The 22,969-nt window shown below is 66.0% G+C and carries 23 protein-coding genes and 1 other RNA gene; 12 read left to right on the top strand and 12 right to left on the bottom strand.

The window, feature by feature from the left end; all coding sequences use genetic code 11:
• Positions 1 to 56 precede the first annotated feature (56 nt).
• From hemN to PT85_RS12710, 4 genes are all read left to right on the top strand, one after another.
• Entirely contained in the window at positions 57 to 1,430 is a 1,374-nt protein-coding gene (gene hemN, locus PT85_RS12725; protein WP_039560315.1) for an oxygen-independent coproporphyrinogen III oxidase, read from the top strand.
• A 145-nt stretch (positions 1,431 to 1,575) separates the two neighbouring features.
• Positions 1,576 to 2,310 carry a fumarate/nitrate reduction transcriptional regulator Fnr gene (gene fnr / locus PT85_RS12720; protein ID WP_027589937.1) on the top strand — a complete coding sequence of 245 codons (735 nt, stop codon included), beginning with the start codon at positions 1,576 to 1,578 and terminating at the stop codon, positions 2,308 to 2,310.
• 70 nt (positions 2,311 to 2,380) lie between these two features.
• Positions 2,381 to 2,929, top strand: a complete 549-nt coding sequence (locus tag PT85_RS12715; RefSeq protein WP_039606847.1) for an adenine phosphoribosyltransferase — start codon at positions 2,381 to 2,383, stop codon at positions 2,927 to 2,929.
• Positions 2,930 to 3,059: 130 nt separating this feature from the next.
• A complete protein-coding gene (locus tag PT85_RS12710; protein ID WP_039560316.1) occupies positions 3,060 to 3,893 on the top strand; it encodes a metal-dependent hydrolase in 834 nt (277 codons plus the stop codon).
• Between the two features lie 3 nt (positions 3,894 to 3,896).
• On the opposite strand, the gene PT85_RS12705 is transcribed toward PT85_RS12710, so the two are convergent.
• Complete coding sequence (locus tag PT85_RS12705) at positions 3,897 to 4,595, bottom strand: TetR family transcriptional regulator (RefSeq protein ID WP_027589934.1); 699 nt, start codon at positions 4,593 to 4,595, stop codon at positions 3,897 to 3,899.
• 168 nt (positions 4,596 to 4,763) lie between these two features.
• Here PT85_RS12705 and PT85_RS12700 point away from each other — a divergent pair, with 168 nt between their 5' ends.
• On the top strand, positions 4,764 to 6,314 hold the full coding sequence (locus tag PT85_RS12700; RefSeq protein ID WP_039606846.1) for a flavin-containing monooxygenase: 1,551 nt from the start codon (positions 4,764 to 4,766) through the stop codon (positions 6,312 to 6,314).
• Positions 6,311 to 7,189 carry an SDR family NAD(P)-dependent oxidoreductase gene (locus PT85_RS12695; protein ID WP_027589932.1) on the top strand — a complete coding sequence of 293 codons (879 nt, stop codon included), beginning with the start codon at positions 6,311 to 6,313 and terminating at the stop codon, positions 7,187 to 7,189. The genes PT85_RS12700 and PT85_RS12695 overlap by 4 nt, the downstream gene beginning before the upstream one ends.
• A 55-nt stretch (positions 7,190 to 7,244) precedes the next feature.
• Here the strand turns inward: PT85_RS12695 and PT85_RS12690 are convergent, their stop codons facing one another.
• From PT85_RS12690 to dnaX, 9 genes are all read right to left on the bottom strand, one after another.
• Positions 7,245 to 8,393, bottom strand: a complete 1,149-nt coding sequence (locus tag PT85_RS12690) for an acyl-CoA dehydrogenase family protein (RefSeq protein ID WP_027589931.1) — start codon at positions 8,391 to 8,393, stop codon at positions 7,245 to 7,247.
• Between the two features lie 57 nt (positions 8,394 to 8,450).
• The gene (locus PT85_RS12685) at positions 8,451 to 9,641 is read right to left on the bottom strand and encodes a PepSY-associated TM helix domain-containing protein (protein ID WP_027589930.1); all 1,191 of its coding nucleotides are present in this window, start codon (positions 9,639 to 9,641) and stop codon (positions 8,451 to 8,453) included.
• Positions 9,642 to 9,703: 62 nt separating this feature from the next.
• Positions 9,704 to 12,193, bottom strand: a complete 2,490-nt coding sequence (locus PT85_RS12680) for a TonB-dependent siderophore receptor (protein WP_027589929.1) — start codon at positions 12,191 to 12,193, stop codon at positions 9,704 to 9,706.
• A gap of 99 nt (positions 12,194 to 12,292) precedes the next feature.
• On the bottom strand, positions 12,293 to 13,255 hold the full coding sequence (locus tag PT85_RS12675) for a FecR domain-containing protein (RefSeq protein WP_039606845.1): 963 nt from the start codon (positions 13,253 to 13,255) through the stop codon (positions 12,293 to 12,295).
• Between the two features lie 4 nt (positions 13,256 to 13,259).
• Positions 13,260 to 13,769, bottom strand: a complete 510-nt coding sequence (locus PT85_RS12670) for a sigma-70 family RNA polymerase sigma factor (RefSeq protein ID WP_027589927.1) — start codon at positions 13,767 to 13,769, stop codon at positions 13,260 to 13,262.
• 113 nt (positions 13,770 to 13,882) lie between these two features.
• Complete coding sequence (gene recR, locus PT85_RS12665; RefSeq protein ID WP_039606844.1) at positions 13,883 to 14,482, bottom strand: recombination mediator RecR; 600 nt, start codon at positions 14,480 to 14,482, stop codon at positions 13,883 to 13,885.
• A 63-nt stretch (positions 14,483 to 14,545) separates the two neighbouring features.
• Positions 14,546 to 15,220 (bottom strand): type 1 glutamine amidotransferase domain-containing protein, encoded by a 675-nt coding sequence (locus PT85_RS12660; protein ID WP_039606843.1) that lies wholly within the window; start codon positions 15,218 to 15,220, stop codon positions 14,546 to 14,548.
• Between the two features lie 95 nt (positions 15,221 to 15,315).
• A complete protein-coding gene (locus PT85_RS12655; RefSeq protein ID WP_027589455.1) occupies positions 15,316 to 15,642 on the bottom strand; it encodes a YbaB/EbfC family nucleoid-associated protein in 327 nt (108 codons plus the stop codon).
• 10 nt (positions 15,643 to 15,652) lie between these two features.
• Positions 15,653 to 17,614, bottom strand: a complete 1,962-nt coding sequence (dnaX, locus tag PT85_RS12650) for a DNA polymerase III subunit gamma/tau (protein ID WP_039606842.1) — start codon at positions 17,612 to 17,614, stop codon at positions 15,653 to 15,655.
• A gap of 190 nt (positions 17,615 to 17,804) precedes the next feature.
• Between dnaX and ada the strand changes: the two genes are divergently transcribed.
• Together ada and PT85_RS12640 are read left to right on the top strand one after the other, a co-directional pair.
• Positions 17,805 to 18,836, top strand: coding sequence for a bifunctional DNA-binding transcriptional regulator/O6-methylguanine-DNA methyltransferase Ada (ada, locus tag PT85_RS12645; RefSeq protein WP_039560322.1), 1,032 nt, complete (start codon positions 17,805 to 17,807; stop codon positions 18,834 to 18,836).
• Between the two features lie 46 nt (positions 18,837 to 18,882).
• Complete coding sequence (locus tag PT85_RS12640; RefSeq protein WP_051587434.1) at positions 18,883 to 19,104, top strand: DUF3820 family protein; 222 nt, start codon at positions 18,883 to 18,885, stop codon at positions 19,102 to 19,104.
• Between the two features lie 32 nt (positions 19,105 to 19,136).
• Here PT85_RS12640 and ffs read toward each other — a convergent pair.
• Positions 19,137 to 19,233, bottom strand: an RNA gene (gene ffs / locus PT85_RS17570) — signal recognition particle sRNA small type.
• A 203-nt stretch (positions 19,234 to 19,436) separates the two neighbouring features.
• On the opposite strand from ffs, the gene PT85_RS12635 reads away from it, so the two are divergent.
• From PT85_RS12635 to PT85_RS12620, 4 genes are all read left to right on the top strand, one after another.
• Complete coding sequence (locus tag PT85_RS12635; RefSeq protein WP_039606841.1) at positions 19,437 to 19,715, top strand: HU family DNA-binding protein; 279 nt, start codon at positions 19,437 to 19,439, stop codon at positions 19,713 to 19,715.
• 132 nt (positions 19,716 to 19,847) lie between these two features.
• The gene (locus PT85_RS12630) at positions 19,848 to 20,729 is read left to right on the top strand and encodes an MBL fold metallo-hydrolase (RefSeq protein ID WP_037008897.1); all 882 of its coding nucleotides are present in this window, start codon (positions 19,848 to 19,850) and stop codon (positions 20,727 to 20,729) included.
• Positions 20,730 to 20,763: 34 nt separating this feature from the next.
• A complete protein-coding gene (locus PT85_RS12625) occupies positions 20,764 to 20,997 on the top strand; it encodes a YgaP family membrane protein (RefSeq protein WP_052237672.1) in 234 nt (77 codons plus the stop codon).
• 42 nt (positions 20,998 to 21,039) lie between these two features.
• Complete coding sequence (locus PT85_RS12620) at positions 21,040 to 21,243, top strand: hypothetical protein (RefSeq protein ID WP_039606840.1); 204 nt, start codon at positions 21,040 to 21,042, stop codon at positions 21,241 to 21,243.
• On the opposite strand, the gene PT85_RS12615 is transcribed toward PT85_RS12620, so the two are convergent.
• Positions 21,218 to 22,864 (bottom strand): tetratricopeptide repeat protein, encoded by a 1,647-nt coding sequence (locus PT85_RS12615; protein ID WP_234702702.1) that lies wholly within the window; start codon positions 22,862 to 22,864, stop codon positions 21,218 to 21,220. The two genes, PT85_RS12620 and PT85_RS12615, sit on opposite strands and share 26 nt — an antisense overlap.
• Between the last annotated feature and the right edge of the window lie 105 nt (positions 22,865 to 22,969).

Genomic DNA, 22,969 nt, shown 5'->3' with positions numbered 1-22,969 from the left:
CCCCCCTGCCCCCCCACCTAGACTCAGCGCCACTCAAGAACTCGCTGGGACGTCCGATGCTCGACGCCATTCGCTGGGATCCCGAACTGATTCGCCGCTACGACCAGGCTGGCCCACGCTATCCGTCGTACCCCACGGCCTCGCAGTTTCATTCCGGCATTGGCTCGTTCGACCTGCTGCATGCCTTGCGCACCAGCCGCCGGGAAAACCGCCCGCTCTCGCTGTACCTGCACATCCCCTTTTGTGCCAACGCCTGCTACTACTGCCCGCGCACCAAGGTGGTCACCAAGGACCGCAGCTGTTCGCAACCCTATCTGAAGCACCTGGAGCGGGAAATCGCGCTGCTTGGCTGCCACCTCGGCGCGAACCAGCAGGTGGAGCAGCTGCACATCGGCGGCGGCACACCCACCTTCCTCAACCACACCGAGCTACGCCAGCTGATGAAGACCCTGCGCGGGCACTTTCATCTGCTGGAGGACGACTCCTCCGGTGACTACAGCATCGAGATCGACCCCCGCGAGGCGGACTGGTCGACCATGGGCCTGTTGCGCGAGCTGGGCTTCAACCGGGTCAGCCTCGGCGTGCAGGCCCTGGACCCGGACGTGCAGCGGGCCGTCAACCGCCTGCAGACCCTGGAGCAGACCCGGACCATCGTCGACGCCGCCCGCACCCTGCAGTACCGCTCGATCAACATCGACCTGATCTATGGCCTGCCCAGGCAGAACACCGCACGCTTCTCCAGCACGGTGAACGCCATCCTCGACATGCAGCCCGAGCGCATCTCGCTGTACAACTACGCTCACCGTCCGGATCGTTTCCCCGGACAGCGGCGTATCCAGACACAGGACCTGCCCAGCCCGGACGAGAAGCTGGAGATGCTGCACAACGCCATCGAGCAACTGACAGCCGCAGGCTATCGTTACGTCGGCCTGGATCATTTCGCCCTGCCCGACGACGAGCTGGCCATGGCGCAGGAGGACGGCTTCCTGCAACGCAATTTCCAGGGCTACACGACCCATGGCCACTGCGATGTGATCGGCCTGGGGGTGTCCGCCATCAGCCAGGTAGGTTCGCTGTACTGCCAGAACGACAGCGATCTGGCCGGCTATCAGCACAGCCTGGCCAACGACCAGTTGGCCACCGTGCGCGGACTGCACTGCAACGCTGACGACCTGCTGCGCCGCGACATCATCCAGCGGCTGATCTGCCATTTCGAACTGGACTTCGCCAGCCTCGAGCAAGCCCACGACATCCGCATGCCGGAGTACTTCGCGGACATCTGGCCGCGACTGCAGGCCATGCACCAGGACGGCCTGCTGGCGCTTGAACCGCAGGGCATCCAGATCCTGCCGGCCGGACGGCTGCTGGTGCGCTCGGTGTGCATGCTGTTCGACCGCTATCTGGAGCCGACACTGGCCTGCGGCCATTAGTCACAAACTGCTCCTCAACCCCCGAACCAGAGCGCTGCACCGCCAGCGGTCGAATTCGGTCGGGTGCGTTTTCCGGCTGGTCCTGCCGGTTTTCCTGGGGTAACCTTGCGGCCATCGTGAATCCCCCCTTCTCTCAGGAAGAGCCATGTCCGAGACCAACAAGCTTCGTGCGCCCCATCAGGCGCATTGCAAGGATTGCAGTCTGGCTCCGTTGTGCCTGCCCCTTTCCCTCAACATGGAAGACCTCCATGCGCTGGACGAGATCGTCAAGCGCGGACGTCCGTTGAAGAAGGGTGAGTTCCTGTTCCGCCAGGGCGATGCCTTCGGCTCGGTATTCGCGGTGCGTTCCGGCAGCCTGAAGACCTTCAGCGTGACCGACCTGGGCCAGGAGCAGATCACCGGCTTCCACCTGCCCAGCGAACTGGTCGGCCTTTCCGGAATGGACACCGAGCTCTACCCGGTGTCGGCACAGGCGCTGGAAACCACCTCGGTGTGCGAGATTCCCTTCGAGCGACTCGATGAGTTGTCCGTGCAGCTGCCGCAGCTGCGTCGCCAGCTGATGCGGGTCATGAGCCGGGAGATTCGCGACGATCAGCAGATGATGTTGCTGCTTTCCAAGAAGACCGCCGACGAACGTATCGCTACCTTCCTGGTCAACCTGTCCGCCCGTTTTCGCGCCCGCGGCTATTCGGCCAACCAGTTCCGCCTCGCCATGTCGCGCAACGAGATCGGCAATCATCTGGGGTTGGCCGTGGAGACGGTGTCGCGCGTGTTCACCCGTTTCCAGCAGAACGAAATGATTGATGCCGAGGGCAAGGAAGTGATCATCCTCAAGCCCATCGAACTCTGTGCCCTGGCCGGTGGCAGCCTGGAACTCTGATCCCGGCGCCCTCCTCATCGCTAGGCCGTGCGCGATATACTTCGCGCACCGTTCACCTGGACACGACCCGATGATTTTCGACGAATTCGCCCTCAAATCCCTGATCCGCCCGGTGCCCGATTTCCCCAAGCCCGGCGTGGTCTTTCGCGACATCACCCCGCTGTTCCAGTCGCCGCGCGCACTACGCATGATGGTTGACAGTTTCATCCAGCGTTACGTGGAGAACGAATTCACCCATATCGGCGCCCTGGATGCGCGCGGTTTCCTGCTCGGCCCCATCCTCGCCTACGAGCTGAACAAGCCGCTGATCCTGTTCCGCAAGAAGGGCAAGCTGCCCTGCGACCTTCTGGAAGAAACCTACCAGACCGAATACGGCGATGCCGTCATCGAAGTACAGGCCGACAGCCTGTGCGAGGGCGACTCCGTGGTGCTGATCGATGACCTGATCGCCACCGGTGGCACCCTGCTGGCCGCCGCCAACCTGACCCGCCGCATGGGTGCGCGCGTGCACGAGGCGGCCGCGATCGTCGACCTGCCCGAGCTGGGCGGTTCGCGACGCCTGCAGGAAATCGGCATCCCCGTGTTCACGCTGACCGCCTTCGCCCTCGACGATCGCTGATCGCCGTTCGCAGCCGCCAACCCTTGGTTGGCGGCGAATCCTCCGCATCCCGGCCTCAAATAGGTGGCCCGGCCCTGAATGCATCGGCGCCCGGCCTGCCTATTTGCATTGCCGTACCGAGGATTCGCTCATGACTGCCCTACAGCCCCTTCGCATCACCCCGCACTTCCCGGTTCGCCGCATGGACTTCAGCTTTGGTCGCACGCCTCGCTACTGGTGGAGCGGCGATCCGTTCATGACCCATTTCATGAACAACCTGTCCTCGCTGTTTCCGTATGGCGAGAAATTTTTCGTCGACAGCGTGCGCGCGGTGCGCGACCAGGTGCGCGACCGCCAGCTACAAAAGGACATCAGCGCCTTTATCGGCCAGGAGGCGATGCACTCCAAGGAACACGCGGCGTACAACGAGTACGCCGCCGAGCACGGCATCGACCTGCACCGGCTGGAGCTGCGCATCAAGGTCCTGATGAAGTGGGTGACCCGCCTGACCTCGAAGAAGATGCAGGTGGCCGTGACCTGCGCCCTGGAGCACTTCACCGCCAGCATGGCCGAGCAGTTGCTGCGCCGCGAGGACATCAGCCTGCAGATGACCGACCCGCGTATGTACCGCCTGTGGCTGTGGCATGCCATCGAGGAGAACGAGCACAAGTCGGTGGCCTACGACGTCTACCAAGCCATCGGCGGCGGCTATCTGCTGCGCACCAGCGCCATGCTGGTCACCACAGTACTCTTCCTCGGCGTGATCGCTTGGTTCCAGCTGCACCTGATGCGCAAGGACGGCCAGCTGTTCAACTGGAAGACCTGGAAATACGGCCTGAAGACCCTGTTCAGCCTGCGTCACGGCTACGTGCCGGGCCTGCTGCGCCCCTACCTGGACTATTTTCGTCCCGGGTTCCACCCCAGCCAGCACCAGACCCGCGAACTGGAGAAGCGCTGGAAGCAAGCACTGGCCTTCGCCGGTTGAACGTCAGGGGCCGGGGCTTCCCGGCCCTCCAGCCGCGCGGATGCCCTGGCGCAACGCCAGGGCACCCGCCAGCAGGGTGATGATCAGCTCCTCGGCCTCGCCGCGCACGGCAGCCTGACGCTCGGGCTGTTCCAGGTAATCCTGGGCCAACACGAACAGGTGTCGGGTGATGGTCGAGGCCATGCGCAGCAGGGTTTCCTCATCGACACCGGGCACCAGCCCGAACTCCGCAATGTCCTCAGCCATGTCCTGGGCAAAATCGGCCATCAGCTCGCGCAAGGCCTTGCGCAACATTGGCGAAGCGCCGTGCAGCTCGCGCATACCGACGATGAAGCCATCCGGGTTCTGCTCTACGAAATCGAAGAACAGCTGCACGGTTTCCCGGCACACTTGCCGTCCTCGGGTGAGATCAGCCCCCAGCAGCTGCTCGCCACGCGCCTGCTGCAAGGTGCGCTGGGCCGCCTCGCGCCGCAGCTCGCGCAACGGCCTGCGCAGCTGTGTGCCGATCTGCGTGATCAGCACCAGCCCCAGCTCCTCGATGCTGCCGAAATGGCGATAGAACGTGTTGGGGTTTAGACCCGCCTCGCGCGCCAGCTCCCGCAGGCCGAGACTGCTCAGGCTATGGGTCCTGGCCATCAGACGCAGCGCTGCATCCAGCAGCAGCCGCTTACCCTGGGCCAGCGGGGTTTCCATCAGCGTCATGTCGTGTCCTTGTCAGCCAATCCACCCAACGGAGGTTAGGGCGGGAACCGGGTAGACAAATGTCTACCGCCCGATAGAGTTTCCCATGAACCGTTGCCGATGCCCCCCTACCCATCGCATGGCAATGGCTCACGCCGGTCGAACAATCATAAGAAGGAATCCTGGCCCATGACTGCCGCTACGCCCCTGTCGCCCAGCGCGATACCCCATTGCAAGATCGCCATCCTCGGTACCGGCTTCTCCGGACTGGGCATGGCCATTCGCCTCAAGCAGGCGGGCGAGAACGATTTTCTGCTGCTTGAAAAGGAGGCAGGCGTTGGCGGCACCTGGCGCGTCAATCACTACCCCGGTTGCGCCTGCGACGTGCAATCGCACCTGTATTCCTTTTCCTTCGCGCCGAATCCCGAATGGTCGCGCATGTTCGCCCCGCAGCCGGAAATCAAGCGCTACCTGGAGGACTGCTGGGAGCGCTTCGGCCTGGCGCCGCATACCCAGCTCAACACCGAACTCTGTCGTCTGAGCTGGAACGAAAGCAGCCAGCACTGGCTGATCGAGACCCGGGACGGCAAGCAGTTCAGCGCCCGCTTCGTGGTGTCCGGCATGGGTGGACTGTCTACCCCGGCCTTCCCCAGCATCAAGGGCCTGAAGACGTTCAAGGGCAAGCTGTTCCATTCCCAGCAGTGGGACCACGACTATGACCTGAGCGGCAAGCGCGTGGCGGTGATCGGCACGGGCGCCTCGGCCATCCAGTTCGTGCCGCAGATCCAGCCCAGGGTCGACCAGCTCGACCTGTATCAGCGCACCCCGCCGTGGATCATGCCCAAACCCGACCGTACCATCAGCGAGCGCGAGCGCCGCCTGTTCCGCCGTCACCCTGCCCTGCAGAAACTCTGGCGTGGCGGCATTTACAGCTTCCTGGAGGCCCGTGTACTGGGCTTCGCCATCAGTCCGCAGATCCTGCGCCTCGCCAGCCTGGTGGCGCGCCATCACCTGCGCAAGCAGATCCGCGACCCCGAACTGCGCCGCAAGCTGACGCCCGATTACGTAATGGGCTGCAAGCGGGTACTGATCTCCAACGACTACTATCTGGCACTTACCCAGCCGAACGTGTCGCTGATCACCGACGGCGTCGCCGAGGTTCGCGCCCACAGCATCGTCACTCAGGATGGCCAGGAGCGCACGGTGGACGCCATCATCCTGGGCACCGGCTTCACCCCCGCCGACCCCATCCCGCGCGGGCTGATCAGCGGCCGCAACGGTGTCGACCTGGTGGACAGCTGGCCGCGCGGCCCGGAGGCCTACAAGGGCACCACCACCGCCGGCTTCCCCAACCTGTTCTTCCTCATGGGACCGAACACCGGCCTGGGGCACAGCTCGATGGTGTACATGATCGAGTCACAAATCCAGTACGTAATGAGTGCGCTGCAGCTGCTCGATGAACGCGCCCTTGATACCGTCGAGGTCAAGCGCGAGGCCCAGGAACGCTTCAACCGCAAGATCGACCAGACCTCCGCCCGCACCGTGTGGCAGTCGGGCGGCTGCGCCAGCTGGTACCTGCATCCGCAGAGCGGTCGCAACTGCACCGTCTGGCCCGGCTTCACCTGGCGCTTCCGGCAGATCACCCGGCATTTTGATCCGGCGGCCTATCACTTCAGCCGCCAGCCCGCCGCCGAGGAAGTATTGGAGACGGAGCCGGAGCAACAGGAGGCGCGCGCATGAAGAGCTTCCACGACAAGGTGGCCGCCATCACCGGTGCCGGCTCCGGGATAGGCCGCGCCCTGGCGCTGAACCTGGCGCGACAGGGCTGCGAGCTGGCACTGAGCGACATCAACGAGCAAGGGTTGGCGGAAACCGTGGAACAGGCGCGCCGCTTCGAGGTGAAGGTCAGTCATCAGCGGGTGGACGTGGCCGATTTCGAGGCCGTGCGGCACTGGGCCGACCAGGTGATGATCGACCACGGTCGGGTGAACCTGATCATCAACAACGCCGGCGTCGCACAGGGCGGAAGCGTGGAAGGCAATGCGCTGGACGACTATCACTGGATCATGGATATCAACTTCTGGGGGGTCGTCCACGGCACCAAGGCGTTTCTACCCTACCTGAAGGCCAGCGGCGCCGGGCACATCGTCAATGTCTCCAGCGTGTTCGGCCTGTTCGCCCAACCCGGCATGAGCGCCTACAACGCCACCAAGTATGCGGTGCGCGGCTTTACCGAATCGCTGCGCCAGGAGCTGGATATCGCCGATTGCGGCGTCTCCGCCAGTTGCGTGCATCCGGGTGGCATCCGTACCAACATCGCACTCAGCGCACGCATGAACGACAGCCTGGTAACGGTGACCGGCCAGGACGCCAACCAGTCACGGCAGCAGTTCAACGACCTGCTGCTGCGCACCAGCCCGGAAAAGGCTGCGGCGGTGATCCTGCGCGGCGTGCAGCGCAACCAGCGACGTATCCTGATCGGCCTCGACGCCCGGGGCGTGGACCTGATGATGCGCGGCATGCCGGCGCTGTATCAGCGTATGGTGGTGCTGAGCATGCGGCTGGCGGCGCGCTTTGCGCCCAAGAACTCCGGCAAGACCGAGCTGGCGGAGTGACTCCCTGCTGAGCCTTTGGCCGCGTCTTCCGGCGCGGCCTTTTTTAACCAGCGGATCACAGGCCCATCTGCTTGCTGATGATCTCGTTCATGATTTCCCGCGTGCCGCCGCCGATCGACAGAATGCGGTTGTCGCGGTACAGGCGTTCGACACGGCTCTCGCGCATGAAACCCATGCCGCCGAGGATCTGGGTGGCGTCGTAGACGATGCGGTCAGACACGTCGGTGGCGAAGTTCTTGGCCATGGAGATCTCCTTGACCACGCTCTTGCCGACCGCCATCTTCGCCGCCTGGCGATAGGTGAACTCGCGGGACACTTCCAGCTGGGTGGCCATTTCCGCCAGACGATGCTTGATCACCTGGAACTTGCTGATCGGCTTGCCGAACGCCTTGCGGTCGCGGGCCCAGGCCAGGGCGTCCTCAAGGGCCATCTGCGCGGTCATGTTGGCCATCAGCGCCAGGGCCAGACGCTCGCTCTGGAAGTTGGCCATGATGCCGGCGAAGCCCATGTTCTCGGCACCGATAAGGTTCTCCACCGGCACCCGGCAATCATCGAAGAACAGCTCGGCGGTGTCCGAACACCACCAGCCCATTTTCTTGAGCTTGCGGCCGACACTGAAACCCCCAGTGCCCTTCTCGACCAGCAGCAGGCTGACGCCGCCGAAGCCTTCGCCACCGGTACGTACCGCCACGGTGTAGTAGTCGGCGCGCACACCGCTGGTGATGAAGGTCTTGCTACCGGTGACACGGTAGTGATCGCCCTCACGTACCGCACGGGTCTGCAGGTTGGCCACGTCGGAGCCACCGCCGGGCTCGGTGATGGCCAGGGCGATGATCTTGTCGCCGGCCAGCACTTCCGGCACCACGCGGTCGCGAATCGCCGGCCTGGCCCACTTGAGGACCGGAGGCAGGCCGATGTCCAGCGAGCAGAGACTGGACACCAGGCCGGTAGAGCCGCAACGAATCAGCTCTTCGCTGGCCGCGATCTTGGCGAACAGGTCGCCCTCGTGGCTGCCGCCGAACGGCTCGGGGAAGCCGATGCCGAGGATGCCGGCGTCGCCGGCCTTCTTGTACAGCTCACGGGGAAATTCCTCGGCTTCCTCCCAGTCGTCGATATGCGGCAGGATCTCGCGCTCGACGAAGCGGCGCACCGAGTCGCGGACCAGTTGATGGGATTCGTCGAAGTATTCCTGGAATGCGGCCATGGATCGGCTCCGGATTTGTTCTTGTGGACGGAACCTTACCAAGCGCTTGCTTGGTTTTCAACCGGCATCCATGTCTTCCACGGCCGGTGGTCTGGAAACCCGCGTTGCGCGTCGGGCCCGTCGCTTGCGCCACCAGACCAGCGTGCCGGTGACGCACAGCACCGCGATCGCCACGCCCAGCACGGCAATCAGCACTCGTCCGGGGAAACCGAGGATGCGTCCGCCGTGGATTGGCAGCTGCAGGCGGAAGAAGCGTTCGCCCAGCGTGCCCTGCCCGGGAATTTCGCTGCCCAGCAAGCGGCCGTCACTGCCATGGAAGAACACCCAGGCATTGCCCTGGTCGCTGTCATGGGCACCAAACCCGGCGCCATAGAAGTTGTACTCGAAGCTGTAGTAGAGCTCGGTCATGGGCTCGTCGAGGCCCAGTTGGCCAGCATGACGGAGCGCATGCCGATAGGCCTCGTCATAGCCGTAGGCGGTAGTGCCCAGCTCCTCGCCGGCTAGCTGGCTGCGTGCGTGGTAGACACTGGGCGGCACCGGCGAGACCAACGAGACCACCGGCTTGAAGACCTGCTCGGGCAGGTTCATCGCCACGCTGCTGATCGCCACCGGCAGCAGCAGCAACCACAGCCATAAGCCCCCTGCGCGGTGCACATCGTAGTTGAGGCGTTGCGGCTTGACCTTCCAGGCCACCGCCCATTTGGCGAAGAACGGGCGCCCGCGCGGGAAGGTCAGTACCAGCGCCACGATGCTGTCCACCACCCAGAGAATCGCCACGAGGCCCATCAGCCACAGACCCCAGTTGCCCGGCAGCGCCAGGTTGTAGTGGAACTCCAGCAGGAAGGGCACCAGGTTCTGCCGGGAGAAGCAGCACTCGCCCCAGTGGCGGTACCCCACCTCCTCGCCCGTCACCGCGTCCAGGTAGCGGACCACCGGTTTTTCCGCATAGGGCTGGCCGCTTTGCGGGTCGTTGCGCGGGACCAGGGCCAGCAAGGCGGCATGTCCCGGTTCCTGGGGAAACTCCATGTACCACACCTGCATGCGCGGGTAGGCCTGCTCAACCCGCGCCACCAGGCGTTCGGGTGGCAACACCTCGCCCACGCCGGACGTGTGGTAGAAGCCGGGGTTCAGCCATTCATCGAGCTCATGATGGAAGGCCAGGACACTGCCGGTAAGACCGGCCAGCGCCAGGAACAGGGCGGTGGCCAGACCGAGATAACGGTGCAGTCGGACTAGAATCGCGCGCATCGGTTTTCCTGCGGGTAGGTACGAAGGCCGTCCGCCTGACGGTGGACGGCCTGATGAGCGGGTCAGAAGTCGTAGCTGAAGGTGGCCATGACGTTGCGCTCCTCGCCGTAGTAGCACTGCAGCAGGCTGTTGCAGGCCGACACGTAGGTCTCATCGGTGAGGTTGTTGAGGTTCAGGCGCAGCGCCACACCGGCCAGGCCGACCTGCGTCAGGTCATAGCTCAGCGACGCATCGAACAGGGTGTAGGACGGCAGCCGCAGGCTGTTCTCCGCATCCGCCCAGCTGTGGCCGAAGTAACGCGCCCCCGCGCCCAGCTGCAGGCCCCCGCGGAAGCGGTAATCGGCCCACAGGGCGGCCATGTGACGCGCCACCGCGTTCGGCGTATTGCCACGGTTGTTCACCCCGGCGGCACCGACGAAGTCCTTGGAGTACTCGACATCCAGGTAGGTGTAGCTGGCCAGCACGCTGGCGTTCTCCAGCGGCTGGAAGCGCGCCTCCAGCTCCACGCCCCGGGAGGTGATTTCGCCCACCGCGCGGAAGAAGTTCTCGCTGGAATCCTTACTGGCCAGGTTGGTCTGCCGCAGCTCGAAGACCGACAGGGTGTAGAGGTCGTCACGGCCCTGTGGCTGGTACTTCAGACCGGCTTCGCCCTGCTTGCCCTTGGTGGGTTCCAGCAGGCTGATGTCGTAGGTCGAGCCGTTGTAGTTGTAGGCCGCCGTGGTATTGGGATTGAAGGACTCCGCGTAGCTGACGTAGGGCGACAGGCCGTTGTCGAAGGCATAGAGCACACCGACCCGTCCGGTCAGCTGCTCCTGCGTGGCGTTGTCGGCCTGATCCCCGTACAGCGACTCGGTCTGCTCGAAGCCGACATCCACCCAGTCGTGGCGCACCCCCAGGGAGAAACGCCAGTTGTTCAGGGCCAGCAGGTCCTGCACATACAGGCCGGTCTGTTCCAGGCGTCGGCTTTCATCGTACTGGTGGTAGAAGCTGTAGCTGGCCACCGGACGGGACGCGGCGTAGGGATTCACGGGGCTCACCGTACCGCCTTCGTAGCTGACCTTGGCCTTGCGGCGCTGGTAGTCGAGGCCGGCGACCAGGGTGTGACTGAGCCGCCCGGTGTCGAATTCGAACTGCAGCTGGTTGTCGATCGTCCAGGCATGCAGCGCTTCCTCGGCCCCGGTGTAGGCGCGGTAGAGATCCCCCGGAGCGCCGTAGCCGTAGTCGTCCAGGGTGTAGCCGTACTGGTAGACCTGGTCGGAATCCACTTGCGCGTCCAGATACTGGAAGTTCTGTCGCGCCGAAACCACCTCGTTGACACGGTGCTCGAGCTGGTAGCCGAGCAACTGCTGATCGCGCTCGAAGCGCTCGCGGTCCTTCTCGCCTTCGAAGAAGCTGCGCGGGATGCGCTGACCCCGATAGGGGCGCACCGTGCCCTCGGCCGGCAATCCACCGTGGTAGCCACTTTCCGGGTCGCGCTGGAGCAGCGCCTGCAGGGTCAGGCGGGTCGCCTCGCCCAGCTCCAGGCTCAGCGAGGGCATCAGCGCGAAGCGTTGCTCCTCGATGTCGTCCACCTGGTTGTTGGCGTCGCGCGCCACGCCGGCCAGGCGATAGGCCAGCCGCTCCTGCTCGCCCAGCGGGCCGGTGACGTCGAATGCCAGCTGCTGATAGTCGTTGCTGCCGGCGGACAGCTGCACCTGGTTGTTGCGCGTGTATTCGGGCTTCTTGGTGGTCATCGCCACCAGCCCGCCGGGCAGGCTGCGGCCATAGAGCACCGAAGACGGCCCCTTGAGGATGTCGATCCGCTCCAGGAAGAACGGATCCACCTGCAGGCTGCTGTAGGTGCCGCTGTCGCCCATCAGCTTCAGGCCATCGAGGTAGAGGTTGTCCACCGCACCGTCGGTGATGCCGCGCAGGGCCACGTAGTCGTAACGCGTGGTTGCTCCGTACGGAGCGCTCATGAGCCCGGGGGTGTAGCGCACCGCCTGGGCGACGCTGCGGGCGCCCTGGTCGTCCATCTGCGCGCGGGTCACCACCGAGACGCTCTGCGAGGTTTCCAGCAGCGGCATGCTGGTCTTGGTTGCCACGCTGCTATGGGTCGCCTGATAGCCCGCCATGCTGCCCAGCGCGTTGCCGAGGGCGAACACCTGGGTGGCCTGCAACTCCAGTGCGCCCTGCGCTGCCTGGGCCAGCAGGGTGAAGCCGCCCTGCCCGTCGCCACGCGCCTGCAGACCGCTCCCCTCCAGCAGCACCGCCAGCCCCTGCTCCGCGGTGTAGGCGCCGTTGAGTCCCGGCGAGCGCTTGCCGGCAGTCAGTCCGGCATTCGCCGCCAGCAGAATGCCCGCTTCGCTGGCGAAACGGCTGAGCGCCGTGGACAGGGGCCCCGCCGGAATGCTGTAGCTGCGTGGCGCCTGTTGCTGGCTGCCCGGCTCGGCAGCTTGGGCCATCGCTGTCCAGCCGGGCAACAGCAGCAGGGGCGCCGCAAGCGCGGCAGCCTGAATGGCTCGGGACAGCGGCGAATAGACGAATACAGCAAGTGAACCTGTGCGGTGCATGGCATACCTCGAATCGATTGAGCGTCGAAACGCCGGGGTACTACCAAGGCCACTTCACGGAAAAAAAGGGGAACTTCAAATGAGAAATATTTTTATTATTCAGGCAGTCCGCGGCTCGATGCTGACCCACCAGGGCAGCGGACGGTGGATGCGCACCGGCAGCGTCTCGGCCAGCGCCCGCAGCACGCGTCCGGTGTCCGCCAAGGGGAAGGCTCCCACCAGGCGCAGGTCGGCCACCTGCGGTGCGCAGCCCAGATAGCCGCGCCGGTAGCGGGCCAGCTCGACCACGAAATCACCCAGGCGCATGTCGTCGGCCAGCAGCATGCCGTGGCTCCAGGCCACCTCGCGCTCCCCGCTCACACTCAGCCGCCGGCCGGGTAACGAGCCGCCGAACCGCCATCCCTGGCCCGCTTCGAGCCGCTGCGAAACCCCCTGTGGCGTCACCAGCTCGACGCTGCCGGCATAGACCGCCAGGCGGCCGATGTCCGGATCGAGGCGCAGGCTGAAGCGCGCCGTCGTGGCATTCACTGCGCCCTGGGGCGATTGCAGGAGCAGTGGCCGTGGATCGGCCGCCAGCTCCACCAGCAGTTCGCCACGGTGCAGCGTGAGGCGGCGCTGGGCGCCGGCGAAATCCACATCCAGGGCCGTGTCGGTGTTCAGCCATACCCGCGAGGCATCCGCCAGACGCTCCTCGCGCATCTCACCGACGCCCGTGCGCAGCGTCGCACCCCAGACGTTCCAGGGTGCCTGGCGCAGTCCGGCGTAGCTCAGGGCGCCACTACCACAGAGCAACGCCAGCATCTTCAGGTGCTGGCGACGGGTGAGCGAAGTGCGCAGGGCCACACCGGCAGCCTGACGGCAGGCTTCGTCGGGGAGCGTGTGAAAGGGTCGGCTGATCGCCTCGACACGCGCCCATGCCGCAGCATGCTCCGGCCGCGAATGCAGCCAGAGACGCCAGGCCTCGCGCTCCGCCGGGCTGGGGGCGTTCTGGAGGATGGCGAACCATTCCGCCGCCTGCTGCAGGGTGTTGAATGCGCTGCCGTTCGGCTCCGGGCTCGCCATGGCGTCACTCCGCGCAGCAGGTCAGGCAATGGAGCATGGCTTGCGCCATGTACTTCTTCACCATGCGCTCGCTGACGCCCAGGCGCTCGGCGATACAGGCGTAGCCCAGGCCATCGAGCTGGGACAGCAGGAAGGCCGTGCGCACCTTCTGCGGCAGGCGCGCCAGCATGGCATCCACGCGCAGCAGGGTCTCGACGACCTCCGCCTGCTCCTGGGGTGATCCGGCCACGGCTTCGGGTTGCCGGGCCAGTGCCTCCAGATAGGCGCGTTCGATGGCCTGTCGACGCCAGTGGTTGATCAGCAATCCGCGGGCGATGGTCGCCAGATAGGCGCGGGGCTCACGCAACAGGTTCAGCTCGCGCTCCCTGGCGAGGATGCGCAGGAACGTATCCTGGGCCAGATCGGCCGCCTGCTCCGAGCAGCCCAGCTGCCGACGCAGCCACAGGCGCAACCAGCCGTGGTGAGCGCTGTACAGCCGTTGCAGCTGTTCCGGATCGCATACGCTGGTCGTCATCGCCCCGCCCTGTCCCGAATGGAAAGTCGAGAATGCTAACGCTTCTCATCCATATCGGACAGCGGGAATAGCGATTTATCTGCGGGTCGTCTGGGCTCGCCAGCGATAGCGCCTCAGAGGGTCAGCGGCTTACGCCCTGCCAGCGCATGGGCCAGGGTGCCGCCATCGACCAGCTCCAGTTCGCCGCCCAGCGGCACACCGTGGGCGATGCGCGACACCACCAGGCCCTTGGGCAGCAGCAGCTGGGCGATGTAATGGGCGGTGGCCTCGCCTTCCACGGTGGGGTTGGTGGCCAGGATCACTTCGTTGAAGCCGCCCTGGGCGATGCGTTCGAGCAGCTCGGGCACGCCGATGGCTTCCGGCCCCAGGCCGTCCAGCGGCGACAGATGCCCCTTGAGCACGAAATAGCGTCCGCGAAAACCGGTCTGGTCGACGGCGAAGACGTCCAGCGGGCTCTGCACCACGCACAACAGGCTGTCGTCACGGCGCGGGTCGCTGCATTGCGGGCAGATTTCGTCTTCGCTGAGGGTGCGGCACTGGCGACAGTAGCCCACCCCTTCCATGGCCTGGCGCAGCGCCTCGGCCAGGCGCAGTCCGCCGCTGCGGTCGCGCTCCAGCAGCTGCAGGGCCATGCGTTGCGCGGTCTTCTGGCCGACGCCGGGCAGAATGCGCAGGGCGTCGATGAGCTGGCGGATCAGCGGAGTGAAACTCATGGGAACTACTGCCGGACTGCTGGAAAGACGCGGGTTATACCCGCGCCCGCCAGCAGGCGTCAATCAGGCCCGCTGCGCCTGTTCCAGGGCTTCCAGCACACGGCGGGCGGCCAGTTCGCTGGACGCCGGGTTCTGTCCGGTAATCAGGTTGTGGTCGCGGATCACGAACGGCGCAAAGCTCTCGCCCACCTCCACCATGGCACCCAGTTCGCGCAGCGTGCTTTCCAGCAGGAACGGCACGGCCTGCTCCAGGCCCATGGCCATTTCCTCTGCGTCGCTGAAGGCCGTCAGTTGGCGACCCTCGATCAGCGGCAAACCATCCTGCCGCTCTGCCCCAACGAAGGCCGATGGCCCGTGACAGACCGCGGCCCAGATCTTCTTCTGGGCATCGAATTCGGCCAGCAGGCGCCCCAGCACCGGATGCCCGGGCAGATCGAACACGGTGCCATGGCCGCCAGGCAGGAAGATGGCGTCGGAATCGCGCGCACTCAGCCGGGTGTCCAGCACCTCGGTGTCGCGCAGGACGTCACGGGCGCGCTGCCATTCCGGGCGCTCGTCTTCGACGCTGCGTGGATCCAGGGGCGTGGCGCCGCCTTGCGGGCTGGCCACGCGTACCCGGCAGCCGGCGTCGAGGAATATCTGGTAGGGAATGGCAAATTCCTCCAGCCACAGGCCGGTGGGTTCGCCATTGAGCAGGCGGTCAGCGCTGGTGACCACCATCAGGATGTGCCGGCTCATCGTCCGTCTCCGCCATTCAGGGTGTGAAGGCAAGACCACGGCGCGGCACGGAGGTTCGCATCGGCACCGCGAAACCGGTGCCGTGCCATGCCTCGTCAGAAGGGCATCTTGAAGCCGGGCGGCAGCTGCATGCCGGCGGTCATGCCGGCCATCTTGTCCTGGCTGTTCTTCTCGATCTTGCGCACGGCGTCGTTGACGGCGGCGGCGATCAGGTCCTCGAGGATGTCCTTGTCTTCCTGCATCAGGCTGTCGTCGAGGCTGACGCGCTTGACGTCATGGCGACCGTTCATCACCACGCTGACCAGCCCGGCGCCGGCCTGGCCGGTCACCTCGGCGTTGGCCAGCTCTTCCTGCATCTTCTGCATCTTTTCCTGCATCTGCTGGGCCTGCTTCATCAGGCCTGCCATGCCACCTTTCATCATGATGGGTTCCTCAGGTGTTCAAGGGTTCGATGGAGTCCGGGCGAATCATCGCGCCGAACTGTTGGATCATTTCGCGCACCAGCGGGTCGTCATGGATCGACTGCTCGGCCTGGCGCTGACGCTCGGCACGCCCGCGCGCAGCGGCCTGGGCGGGAGTTTCCTGCTCGGGGCGGACGATCTCCACCTCGAGCTGTACGCTGCGGCCCAGGTAGTGATTGAGCGCCTCGTTCATGCGGCGCAGCTGGGCGGCATTGAACAGCGCACTCTGGGTCGGCTCCAGGTGCAGGCGCCAGGTATCTCCGGCCGCCACCAACGAGCAGTTGGCGGCGATGCTGGCAGTCAGGCCGGCCAACCCCAGGCGCGGATAGATATCCAGCCACTCGGCCGCCAGGCCGGTAGCCGGCTGCGCGGCGGGCAACTGATCCTCGGCAGGCGCCGTTGTCTCGTCAGCATCCGCGTAGTCGTAGCTGGCCAGGGAATCGTAGTAATCATCGGCAGGGGGCGGCGGTTCGTCATCGTCCCGGCCGTCATCGACCTCGGTACTGATATCCGGCGCCGCCGCGCCCTGCTCAGCCACTGGTGCGGGCGTCGGCTCGCTCACCACCGAAGCCGGCGCATCCTCCCAGGGGAGGTCAATGGGCTCTTTCGCTACCGGCGCAGCGGGCGGCTCGGTCGCAACCGGCGCGGGTTCTACCACCACACTTGCCGCTGCGGCCTGCGGAGCCGGAGCCGGAGCCGCCACAGGCTCGGGGCGTGCCGGCGGCGCGGCAACGGGTGCAGGCGCAGCCGCCACAGGAGCCGCGCCGGCCACGCTTGCCGTGTCGGGATCAGCCGTGGCCGGGCTGATCCCCGTCGGCTTTAAAGGGGGGCGCGGCCCGCCTTCGGCGTCAGCCGGACGGAAGGCCAGCATGCGCAGCAGGACCATCTCGAAACCGCTGCGCGGATCCGGGGCCAGCGGCAGGTCGCGGCGGCCGATCAGACCCATCTGGTAATAGAACTGCACATCCTCGGCCGGCAGCGCGCCGGCCAGCTCCAGCACGCGCTCGCGGTCGCCCTGGCCGTTGTCCACGGCATCCGGCAACACCTGGGCGATGGCCACGCGGTGCAGCACGTTGAGCATTTCCGCCAGCACGCCGTTCCAGTCCGGCCCCTGCTCAGCCAGGTGGCGCACGGCGTCCATCAACGCCCGGGCGTCGCCCTCGATCAGCGCATGCAGCACGCCATAGACCTGGCCGTGATCAAGAGTGCCGAGCATGCTGCGCACATCCGCGGCCAGCACCTTGCCCTCGCCAAAGGCGATCGCCTGGTCGGTGAGGCTCATGGCATCGCGCATCGAGCCATCGGCGGCGCGGCCGAGCAGCCACAGGGCGTCCGGTTCGAAGGGCACGTTCTCGGCGGTCAGCACATGGGTCAGATGCTCGACCACGCGCTCCGGCGGCATGTTCTTCAGGGAGAACTGCAGGCAGCGCGACAGGATGGTGACCGGCAGCTTCTGCGGATCGGTGGTGGCCAGCAGGAACTTGACGTGCGGCGGCGGCTCTTCGAGGGTCTTGAGCAGGGCGTTGAACGAGTGCGTGGACAGCATGTGCACTTCGTCGATCAAGTAGACCTTGTAACGCCCGCGGGTCGGCGCGTACTGCACGTTCTCCAGCAGCTCGCGGGTATCTTCCACCTTGGTGCGGCTGGCGGCGTCGACTTCGATCAGGTCGACGAAGCGGCCTTCATCAATCTCGCGGCACACCGAGCACTGGCCGCAGGGCGTGGAGCTGACGCCGGTCTCGCAATTCAGGCACTTGGCCAGGATGCGCGCGATGGTGGTCTTGCCCACCCCACGGGTGCCGGTAAACAGGTAGGCATGGTGCAAGCGCTGGCTGTCCAGGGCGTTGATCAGGGCCTTGAGCACGTGGGTCTGGCCGACCATCTCGCGGAAGCTGCGCGGGCGCCATTTGCGTGCAAGAACCTGATAACTCATCGGAAGCCGTCGTGCGGAAGGGGAAAGGCGGTCATCGTAGCGGAGCAAGGCATAAATTGCATCCGCCGACCTGCCGGCCGTGCACCGATCCACAGGCGGGTGGCGCGGGGAGAATTGCTGCGCAAGGACCGGAGTGTCCGCTGTCCGGCGCGGGATTAAGATGTCGGCAGGCTGAATCGGGAGACCCACCATGAATCCGCAGGACCCTCGCTGGCAATCCGTGCTCGCCCGCGACAGCGGCGCGACTTTCATCTATGCGGTGTTGACCACTGGTATCTATTGCCGACCGGGCTGCCCTTCGCGCCTGCCCCGCCCGGAGAACATCCGCTTCTTCGCCTCGCCCGATGACGCCGAGACCGCCGGATACCGCCCCTGCCGGCGCTGCATCGTCCAGGACAAGCGGGGCCAGCAGCTGGAGCGGATCACCGCCGCCTGCCGGCGGCTCGAACTCGAGCCACAGGTTCCCGACCTGCACGAACTGGCCCGCGACGCCGGGCTGAGTCCCTGGCATTTCCACCGTCTGTTCAAGACCCACACGGGTCTGACGCCGCGCACCTACGCTGCCGAGCAGCGTGCCCGGCGCCTGCGGGCGACGCTGGAGGGCGGCCGCCCGGTGACAGAGGCCCTGCACGCTGCGGGCTTCGGCTCCAGCGGTCGCTTCTACGCGGCCGCCGATGATCTGCTGGGGATGACACCGGGGCGTTATCGCAAGGGCGGCGCGCGGGAGACCATTCACTACGCGCTGGGCGACTCCAGCCTGGGCAAGGTGCTGGTCGGCCGCAGCAGCCGGGGCATTTGCGCCATCCTGCTCGGCGACGATAGCGAGGCCTTGCTGGCCGAGCTGCGCGGACGCTTCCCGAAGGCCGAACTGCAGCCGGGCGAGGAGGGTTTCGAAACGCTGATCGGCCAGGTGATTCAACTGGTCGAGAATCCACGCCAGGGCCTGGCGCTGCCTCTGGACATCCGTGGCACCGTCTTCCAGGCGCGCGTCTGGCAGGCGCTACGGGCGATCCCGCCCGGCACCACCCTCAGCTATGCGCAACTGGCGGCACAACTCGACCAGCCCACCGCGGTACGTGCGGTAGCCGGCGCCTGCGCGGCCAACAGCCTGGCGGTGGCAATCCCCTGTCACCGCATCGTACGCAGCGATGGCGAACTGTCCGGCTACCGCTGGGGGGTGGCGCGCAAGCGCGAACTGCTGAAGCGCGAACGGCAAGACTGAATAGCAGCCGGCTGGCAGAATGGCCGCCCATTCCGCGAGACCGACCATGAAGCCCGACGACCTTGTCCTGCTGGTGACCCGCAGCATGCCCTACGGCAAATATGAAGGCCGCCTGATCGCCGACCTGCCCGGCGACTACCTGGGCTGGTTCGCCCGCAAGGGCTTTCCCAAGGGGGAAATCGGCCGGCTGCTGGCACTGATGCACGAGATCGACCACAACGGACTGAACGCGCTGCTCGAGCCGTTGCGCAGGAATCGGGAAAACTGAAGGAAGAAACGCGGGAGGAAGATGGAGGCGAACCCCACCAGCCACACCCCGGCACACAATGTCACCGCTACGGTTGCTCCCTTCCGGGCCTGGCCGGGTTCACGGCTGATCGTTGCGGGGGGACCGATGGGGCCCGCCATAACGCGCCTCGCCTAGGCGGCGAGTGGGCGCCATTGTACCGGCTTGCCGCCAACTTACAACCAGGCCGGCGAGAAAAAGCCAGTCGCGACAGAGACTTGCCTTTACAGCGGCGGATCACCGCAGCTAGATACGTTCTCGTCGACCCGCGCGCCGGTTAGACTCGCGCCTTTCCTACCTTGTGGAGTACCCCAATGGCCCTGACCAAGCAGCAGCTGATCGCCGATCTCGCCGAGTCCACCGACCTCACCCAGACTCAGGTCCGCGACCTGCTCGACCAGCTTGCCGGAATCGCCAGCGACGCACTGGAGAACGGCGAGGAGCTGACCCTGCCCGGCATCGGCAAGCTCAAGGTGAGCGAACGCCCGGCCCGCACCGGCCGCAACCCGCAGACCGGAGCCAGCATCCAGATCGCCGCCCGCAAGGTCGTCAAGTTCGTAGCCGCCAAGGCCCTGAGCGACGCCATCAACTGATCCCCCTTCTCGCGCCGTGCCCGGCACGGCGCGCTTCCTCCCTTCCGCCGTTCGGCATGCCACCCCAAGGGAATAGGCATAGGCTGAAAAGTCCAGTATCTTTCCGCCCTGAATACCCCTTGGAGTATCAGCATGAATTGCGACGCATCCCCGAAGCTGCAAATCGTGCCCTTCTTCGACCCCGCCACCAGCACTTACAGCTATGTGGTGGCCGATACCGACAGCCGCCAGTGCGCGCTGATCGACGCCGTGCTCGATTACGATCCGGCCTCGGGTCGCACCTCCCACGCCAGCGCCGACCGGATGGTCGCCCATGTCCGCGAACAGGGTCTGAGCGTGCAGTGGATCCTGGAAACCCACGTGCATGCCGATCACCTGAGTGCCGGCCACTACCTGCGCGAGCAGCTCGGGGGCCAATTGGCCATCGGCGAACAGGTACGCACGGTGCAGGACACCTTCGCCACCCTGTTCAACGCTGAGCCGGGCTTTGCCCGCGATGGTAGCCAGTTCGACCACCTGTTCCGCGACGGCGAAGCCTTCCGGATCGGCGACATCCCCGCCCAGGCCCTGCATACCCCCGGGCATACCCCGGCGTGCATGAGTTACCTGATCGGCGATGCCGTATTCGTCGGCGACACCCTGTTCATGCCCGATTACGGCACCGCGCGCTGCGATTTCCCCGGTGGCGATGCGCGCACCCTGTACCGCTCGATCCAGAAGCTGTTCGCCCTGCCAGACGCAACGCGGGTTTTCCTGTGCCACGACTACCTGGCACCGGGTCGCGAGCAGCACCAGCACGAAACCACGATCGGCGCGGAGCGCCGCGGCAACGTTCATGTGCATGAGGGCATCGACGAAGACAGCTTCGTGGCCATGCGCCAGGCCCGCGATGCCGAGCTGGACATGCCGACGCTGATCCTGCCCTCGGTGCAGGTGAACATGCGTGCCGGCCAGTTGCCACCGCCGGAAGACAACGGCAGCCGCTACCTGAAGATTCCACTCGACGTGCTCTGAGGGCACGTTTCCCTGCTGAAAGGAGAAGTACGCAATGAAGAAGAACATCGGCGGCATCGACAAGAGCATCCGTATCCTGGTCGGCGTCGCGCTGATCGTCTGGGCCGTTGCCGGCGGGCCGATCTGGGCCTGGATCGGCGTCCTGCCCCTGTTCACCGGCCTGATCGGCTGGTGCCCGGCCTACCTGCCGTTCGGCCTCAGCTCCTGCAAGAGCGGTGGCGGCTGCGGTAACGGCGGCAGCTGCGGCTGCGGTGGCGACAAGAAGTAACCATCATGGGGGCCAGGGACGGCCCACTTTCAGGAGTCCGCCATGCACGACAACCGCCCCGTCTACCGCGTCAGCGCCGACCGCCATTCGGCCAGCCGCCGGGTCCGCTACGTGGAACAATCCGCCGCCAGCGACGACTGCCAGCTGTGCCAGCTGGATACCACGCGCTTCCCCGACGACGCCCGCTCCTGTGGCGCGCAGGCCGACGACACTCCGCCGCTCAACGCCCCGAAGCGGCCAGACTGACGTCGGCGCCCGACCAGATCCGCTCCAGACGCTGGCGCACCTCGCCGGCCTCCTCGTTGCGCTGCTGAGCCTGCAGGCTGCGCTCCAGACCGTGCAGCGACCAGCCGTTGTCCGGAAAGCGCCGCAAGTCTTCACGGAATGTCTGTTCCGCTGCCTGGTACTGCCCGCTTTCGAGCAGGACACTCCCCAGATCCTGACGCACCGGCACCGTCCATTCCGGCGGCTCGCCGTAGGTCAGGGCATCCTCCAGACGCGCCGCCTCGCGCAGGCGTTCGACCGCCTCCTGCGGTTTGCCCTGCCCCGCCGCGATCTGCCCCTCCAGCACCTGGCTGGCGATGGCCAGCACCGCGCCGGAGCTGTTGAACTCCATCCGTAGCTCGGCCATGCGCGGGTCCTGGGCAATGGTGCGCAGCGCGACCAGCTCGTCACGGGCCGCGTCCGTATTCCCCTGGGCGACCAGCGCCCTGCCCCGTGCGTAATGCCACATGCCGCGCGCGTGCGGCAGGTCCGTCGGCGGTGCCGGCACGGCAAGCAGTTCCTCCCAGCGCGCGAAGCGCACCAGCATCTGCAGATGGCGCGTCATGTGATGCTGCAGGAAGGTCATACCCGGCTCGCGCAGCATCGGCTCGGGAACCAGCTCGGCGATCTTGCGCGACGCGGATAGCGCCTGTTCGCTGCGCCCGATCATGCTGGCGGCGAAGGCCAGGAAGTCGTAGTTGTGCGGGTAGTAGCCGGCGACATACACGCCGAACGCCGGGTTCTGGTCGCGAATGAAGGTTTCGTCGGCATGCACCGCATGCTCGTTGGCGCGAATGGCGTCCTCGTAGCGGCCGACGCGGATGTAGATGTGACCTGGCATGTGTACCAGATGACCGGCCCCCGGCATCAGGTCGGCCAGGCGCTCGGCGCAGGGCACCGCGCGCTCCGGCTGCACGGCCTCGACGGCGTGAATGAAGAAGTGACAGGCGCCGGGATGCTGGGGATTGGCGGCGATGACCCGCTCCAGCTGGGCAAGGATCTGCGGCGTGTCCGGTCGCGGTTCGCCTTCGGCCTTCCAGTACTGCCAGGGGCTGAGGTCCATCAGCGACTCGGCATACAGCGCGGCGGCATCCAGATTGTCCGGATACAGGCGCACCACCTTGCCCATCGCCTCGGCATAGGCACGGTCCAGTTCGCTGCGATCCTCCGGAGGCGGGCTGGCGTAGCGCGTCGCCAGGGCCTCGATCAGTGTTCGCTCGGCGGCGGTGGCCTGACCCTCCCGTGCCCGCTCGAGTGCCGCCAGCGCCGGTTCGGCAGCGGCGGGGTCCATCGGCGCGTTGATGTTCGGGCCGAGCGACAAGGCAACGCCCCAGTGGCACATGGCGCAGGCAGGATCCAGCCGTGCCGCCTCGCTGAAGGCGCGAATGGCTTCCTGATGGTTGAAGGCGTAGTACAGGCGCAGGCCCTGGTCGAAATAGCGCTGCGCCTGCGGATTGCTGGTGGTAATGCTGTAGTGGTGCGTACCGAGGTTGTCATACAGCGGCACGGCCGATGGGGCCTGGGCTGCCAGCCCCAGGCCGGAAGCCAGCAACAACGCCAGCGCCAGGGGCTGCAGGTGGTAAACGGGGTTCCGGCGTTTCACGGCATCATCCTCCCGGTGGGGTTGATCCGCGGCGGGAGCCGGTTCCTGTGCTCTCGTCATTGGAGTCTGACGACCCTATTGAAACGCTAGCAGGCCCGTGCCTCG

Source organism: Pseudomonas flexibilis (assembly GCF_000806415.1).
Taxonomy (GTDB): domain Bacteria; phylum Pseudomonadota; class Gammaproteobacteria; order Pseudomonadales; family Pseudomonadaceae; genus Serpens; species Serpens flexibilis.
The sequence above is the reverse complement of the archived record's forward strand: the minus strand, read 5'-3'. Positions and strand labels throughout refer to the sequence as shown.

Excerpts from the sequence above, each read along its gene's own strand:
- hemN (WP_039560315.1), top strand. The coding sequence starts at position 57 with ATGCTCGACGCCATTCGCTGGGATCCCGAACTGATTCGCCGCTACGAC.
- fnr (WP_027589937.1), top strand. The coding sequence starts at position 1,576 with ATGTCCGAGACCAACAAGCTTCGTGCGCCCCATCAGGCGCATTGCAAG.
- PT85_RS12715 (WP_039606847.1), top strand. The coding sequence starts at position 2,381 with ATGATTTTCGACGAATTCGCCCTCAAATCCCTGATCCGCCCGGTGCCC.
- PT85_RS12710 (WP_039560316.1), top strand. The coding sequence starts at position 3,060 with ATGACTGCCCTACAGCCCCTTCGCATCACCCCGCACTTCCCGGTTCGC.
- PT85_RS12705 (WP_027589934.1), bottom strand. The coding sequence starts at position 4,595 with ATGACGCTGATGGAAACCCCGCTGGCCCAGGGTAAGCGGCTGCTGCTG.
- PT85_RS12700 (WP_039606846.1), top strand. The coding sequence starts at position 4,764 with ATGACTGCCGCTACGCCCCTGTCGCCCAGCGCGATACCCCATTGCAAG.
- PT85_RS12695 (WP_027589932.1), top strand. The coding sequence starts at position 6,311 with ATGAAGAGCTTCCACGACAAGGTGGCCGCCATCACCGGTGCCGGCTCC.
- PT85_RS12690 (WP_027589931.1), bottom strand. The coding sequence starts at position 8,393 with ATGGCCGCATTCCAGGAATACTTCGACGAATCCCATCAACTGGTCCGC.
- PT85_RS12685 (WP_027589930.1), bottom strand. The coding sequence starts at position 9,641 with ATGCGCGCGATTCTAGTCCGACTGCACCGTTATCTCGGTCTGGCCACC.
- PT85_RS12680 (WP_027589929.1), bottom strand. The coding sequence starts at position 12,193 with ATGCACCGCACAGGTTCACTTGCTGTATTCGTCTATTCGCCGCTGTCC.
- PT85_RS12675 (WP_039606845.1), bottom strand. The coding sequence starts at position 13,255 with ATGGCGAGCCCGGAGCCGAACGGCAGCGCATTCAACACCCTGCAGCAG.
- PT85_RS12670 (WP_027589927.1), bottom strand. The coding sequence starts at position 13,769 with ATGACGACCAGCGTATGCGATCCGGAACAGCTGCAACGGCTGTACAGC.
- recR (WP_039606844.1), bottom strand. The coding sequence starts at position 14,482 with ATGAGTTTCACTCCGCTGATCCGCCAGCTCATCGACGCCCTGCGCATT.
- PT85_RS12660 (WP_039606843.1), bottom strand. The coding sequence starts at position 15,220 with ATGAGCCGGCACATCCTGATGGTGGTCACCAGCGCTGACCGCCTGCTC.
- PT85_RS12655 (WP_027589455.1), bottom strand. The coding sequence starts at position 15,642 with ATGATGAAAGGTGGCATGGCAGGCCTGATGAAGCAGGCCCAGCAGATG.
- dnaX (WP_039606842.1), bottom strand. The coding sequence starts at position 17,614 with ATGAGTTATCAGGTTCTTGCACGCAAATGGCGCCCGCGCAGCTTCCGC.
- ada (WP_039560322.1), top strand. The coding sequence starts at position 17,805 with ATGAATCCGCAGGACCCTCGCTGGCAATCCGTGCTCGCCCGCGACAGC.
- PT85_RS12640 (WP_051587434.1), top strand. The coding sequence starts at position 18,883 with ATGAAGCCCGACGACCTTGTCCTGCTGGTGACCCGCAGCATGCCCTAC.
- PT85_RS12635 (WP_039606841.1), top strand. The coding sequence starts at position 19,437 with ATGGCCCTGACCAAGCAGCAGCTGATCGCCGATCTCGCCGAGTCCACC.
- PT85_RS12630 (WP_037008897.1), top strand. The coding sequence starts at position 19,848 with ATGAATTGCGACGCATCCCCGAAGCTGCAAATCGTGCCCTTCTTCGAC.
- PT85_RS12625 (WP_052237672.1), top strand. The coding sequence starts at position 20,764 with ATGAAGAAGAACATCGGCGGCATCGACAAGAGCATCCGTATCCTGGTC.
- PT85_RS12620 (WP_039606840.1), top strand. The coding sequence starts at position 21,040 with ATGCACGACAACCGCCCCGTCTACCGCGTCAGCGCCGACCGCCATTCG.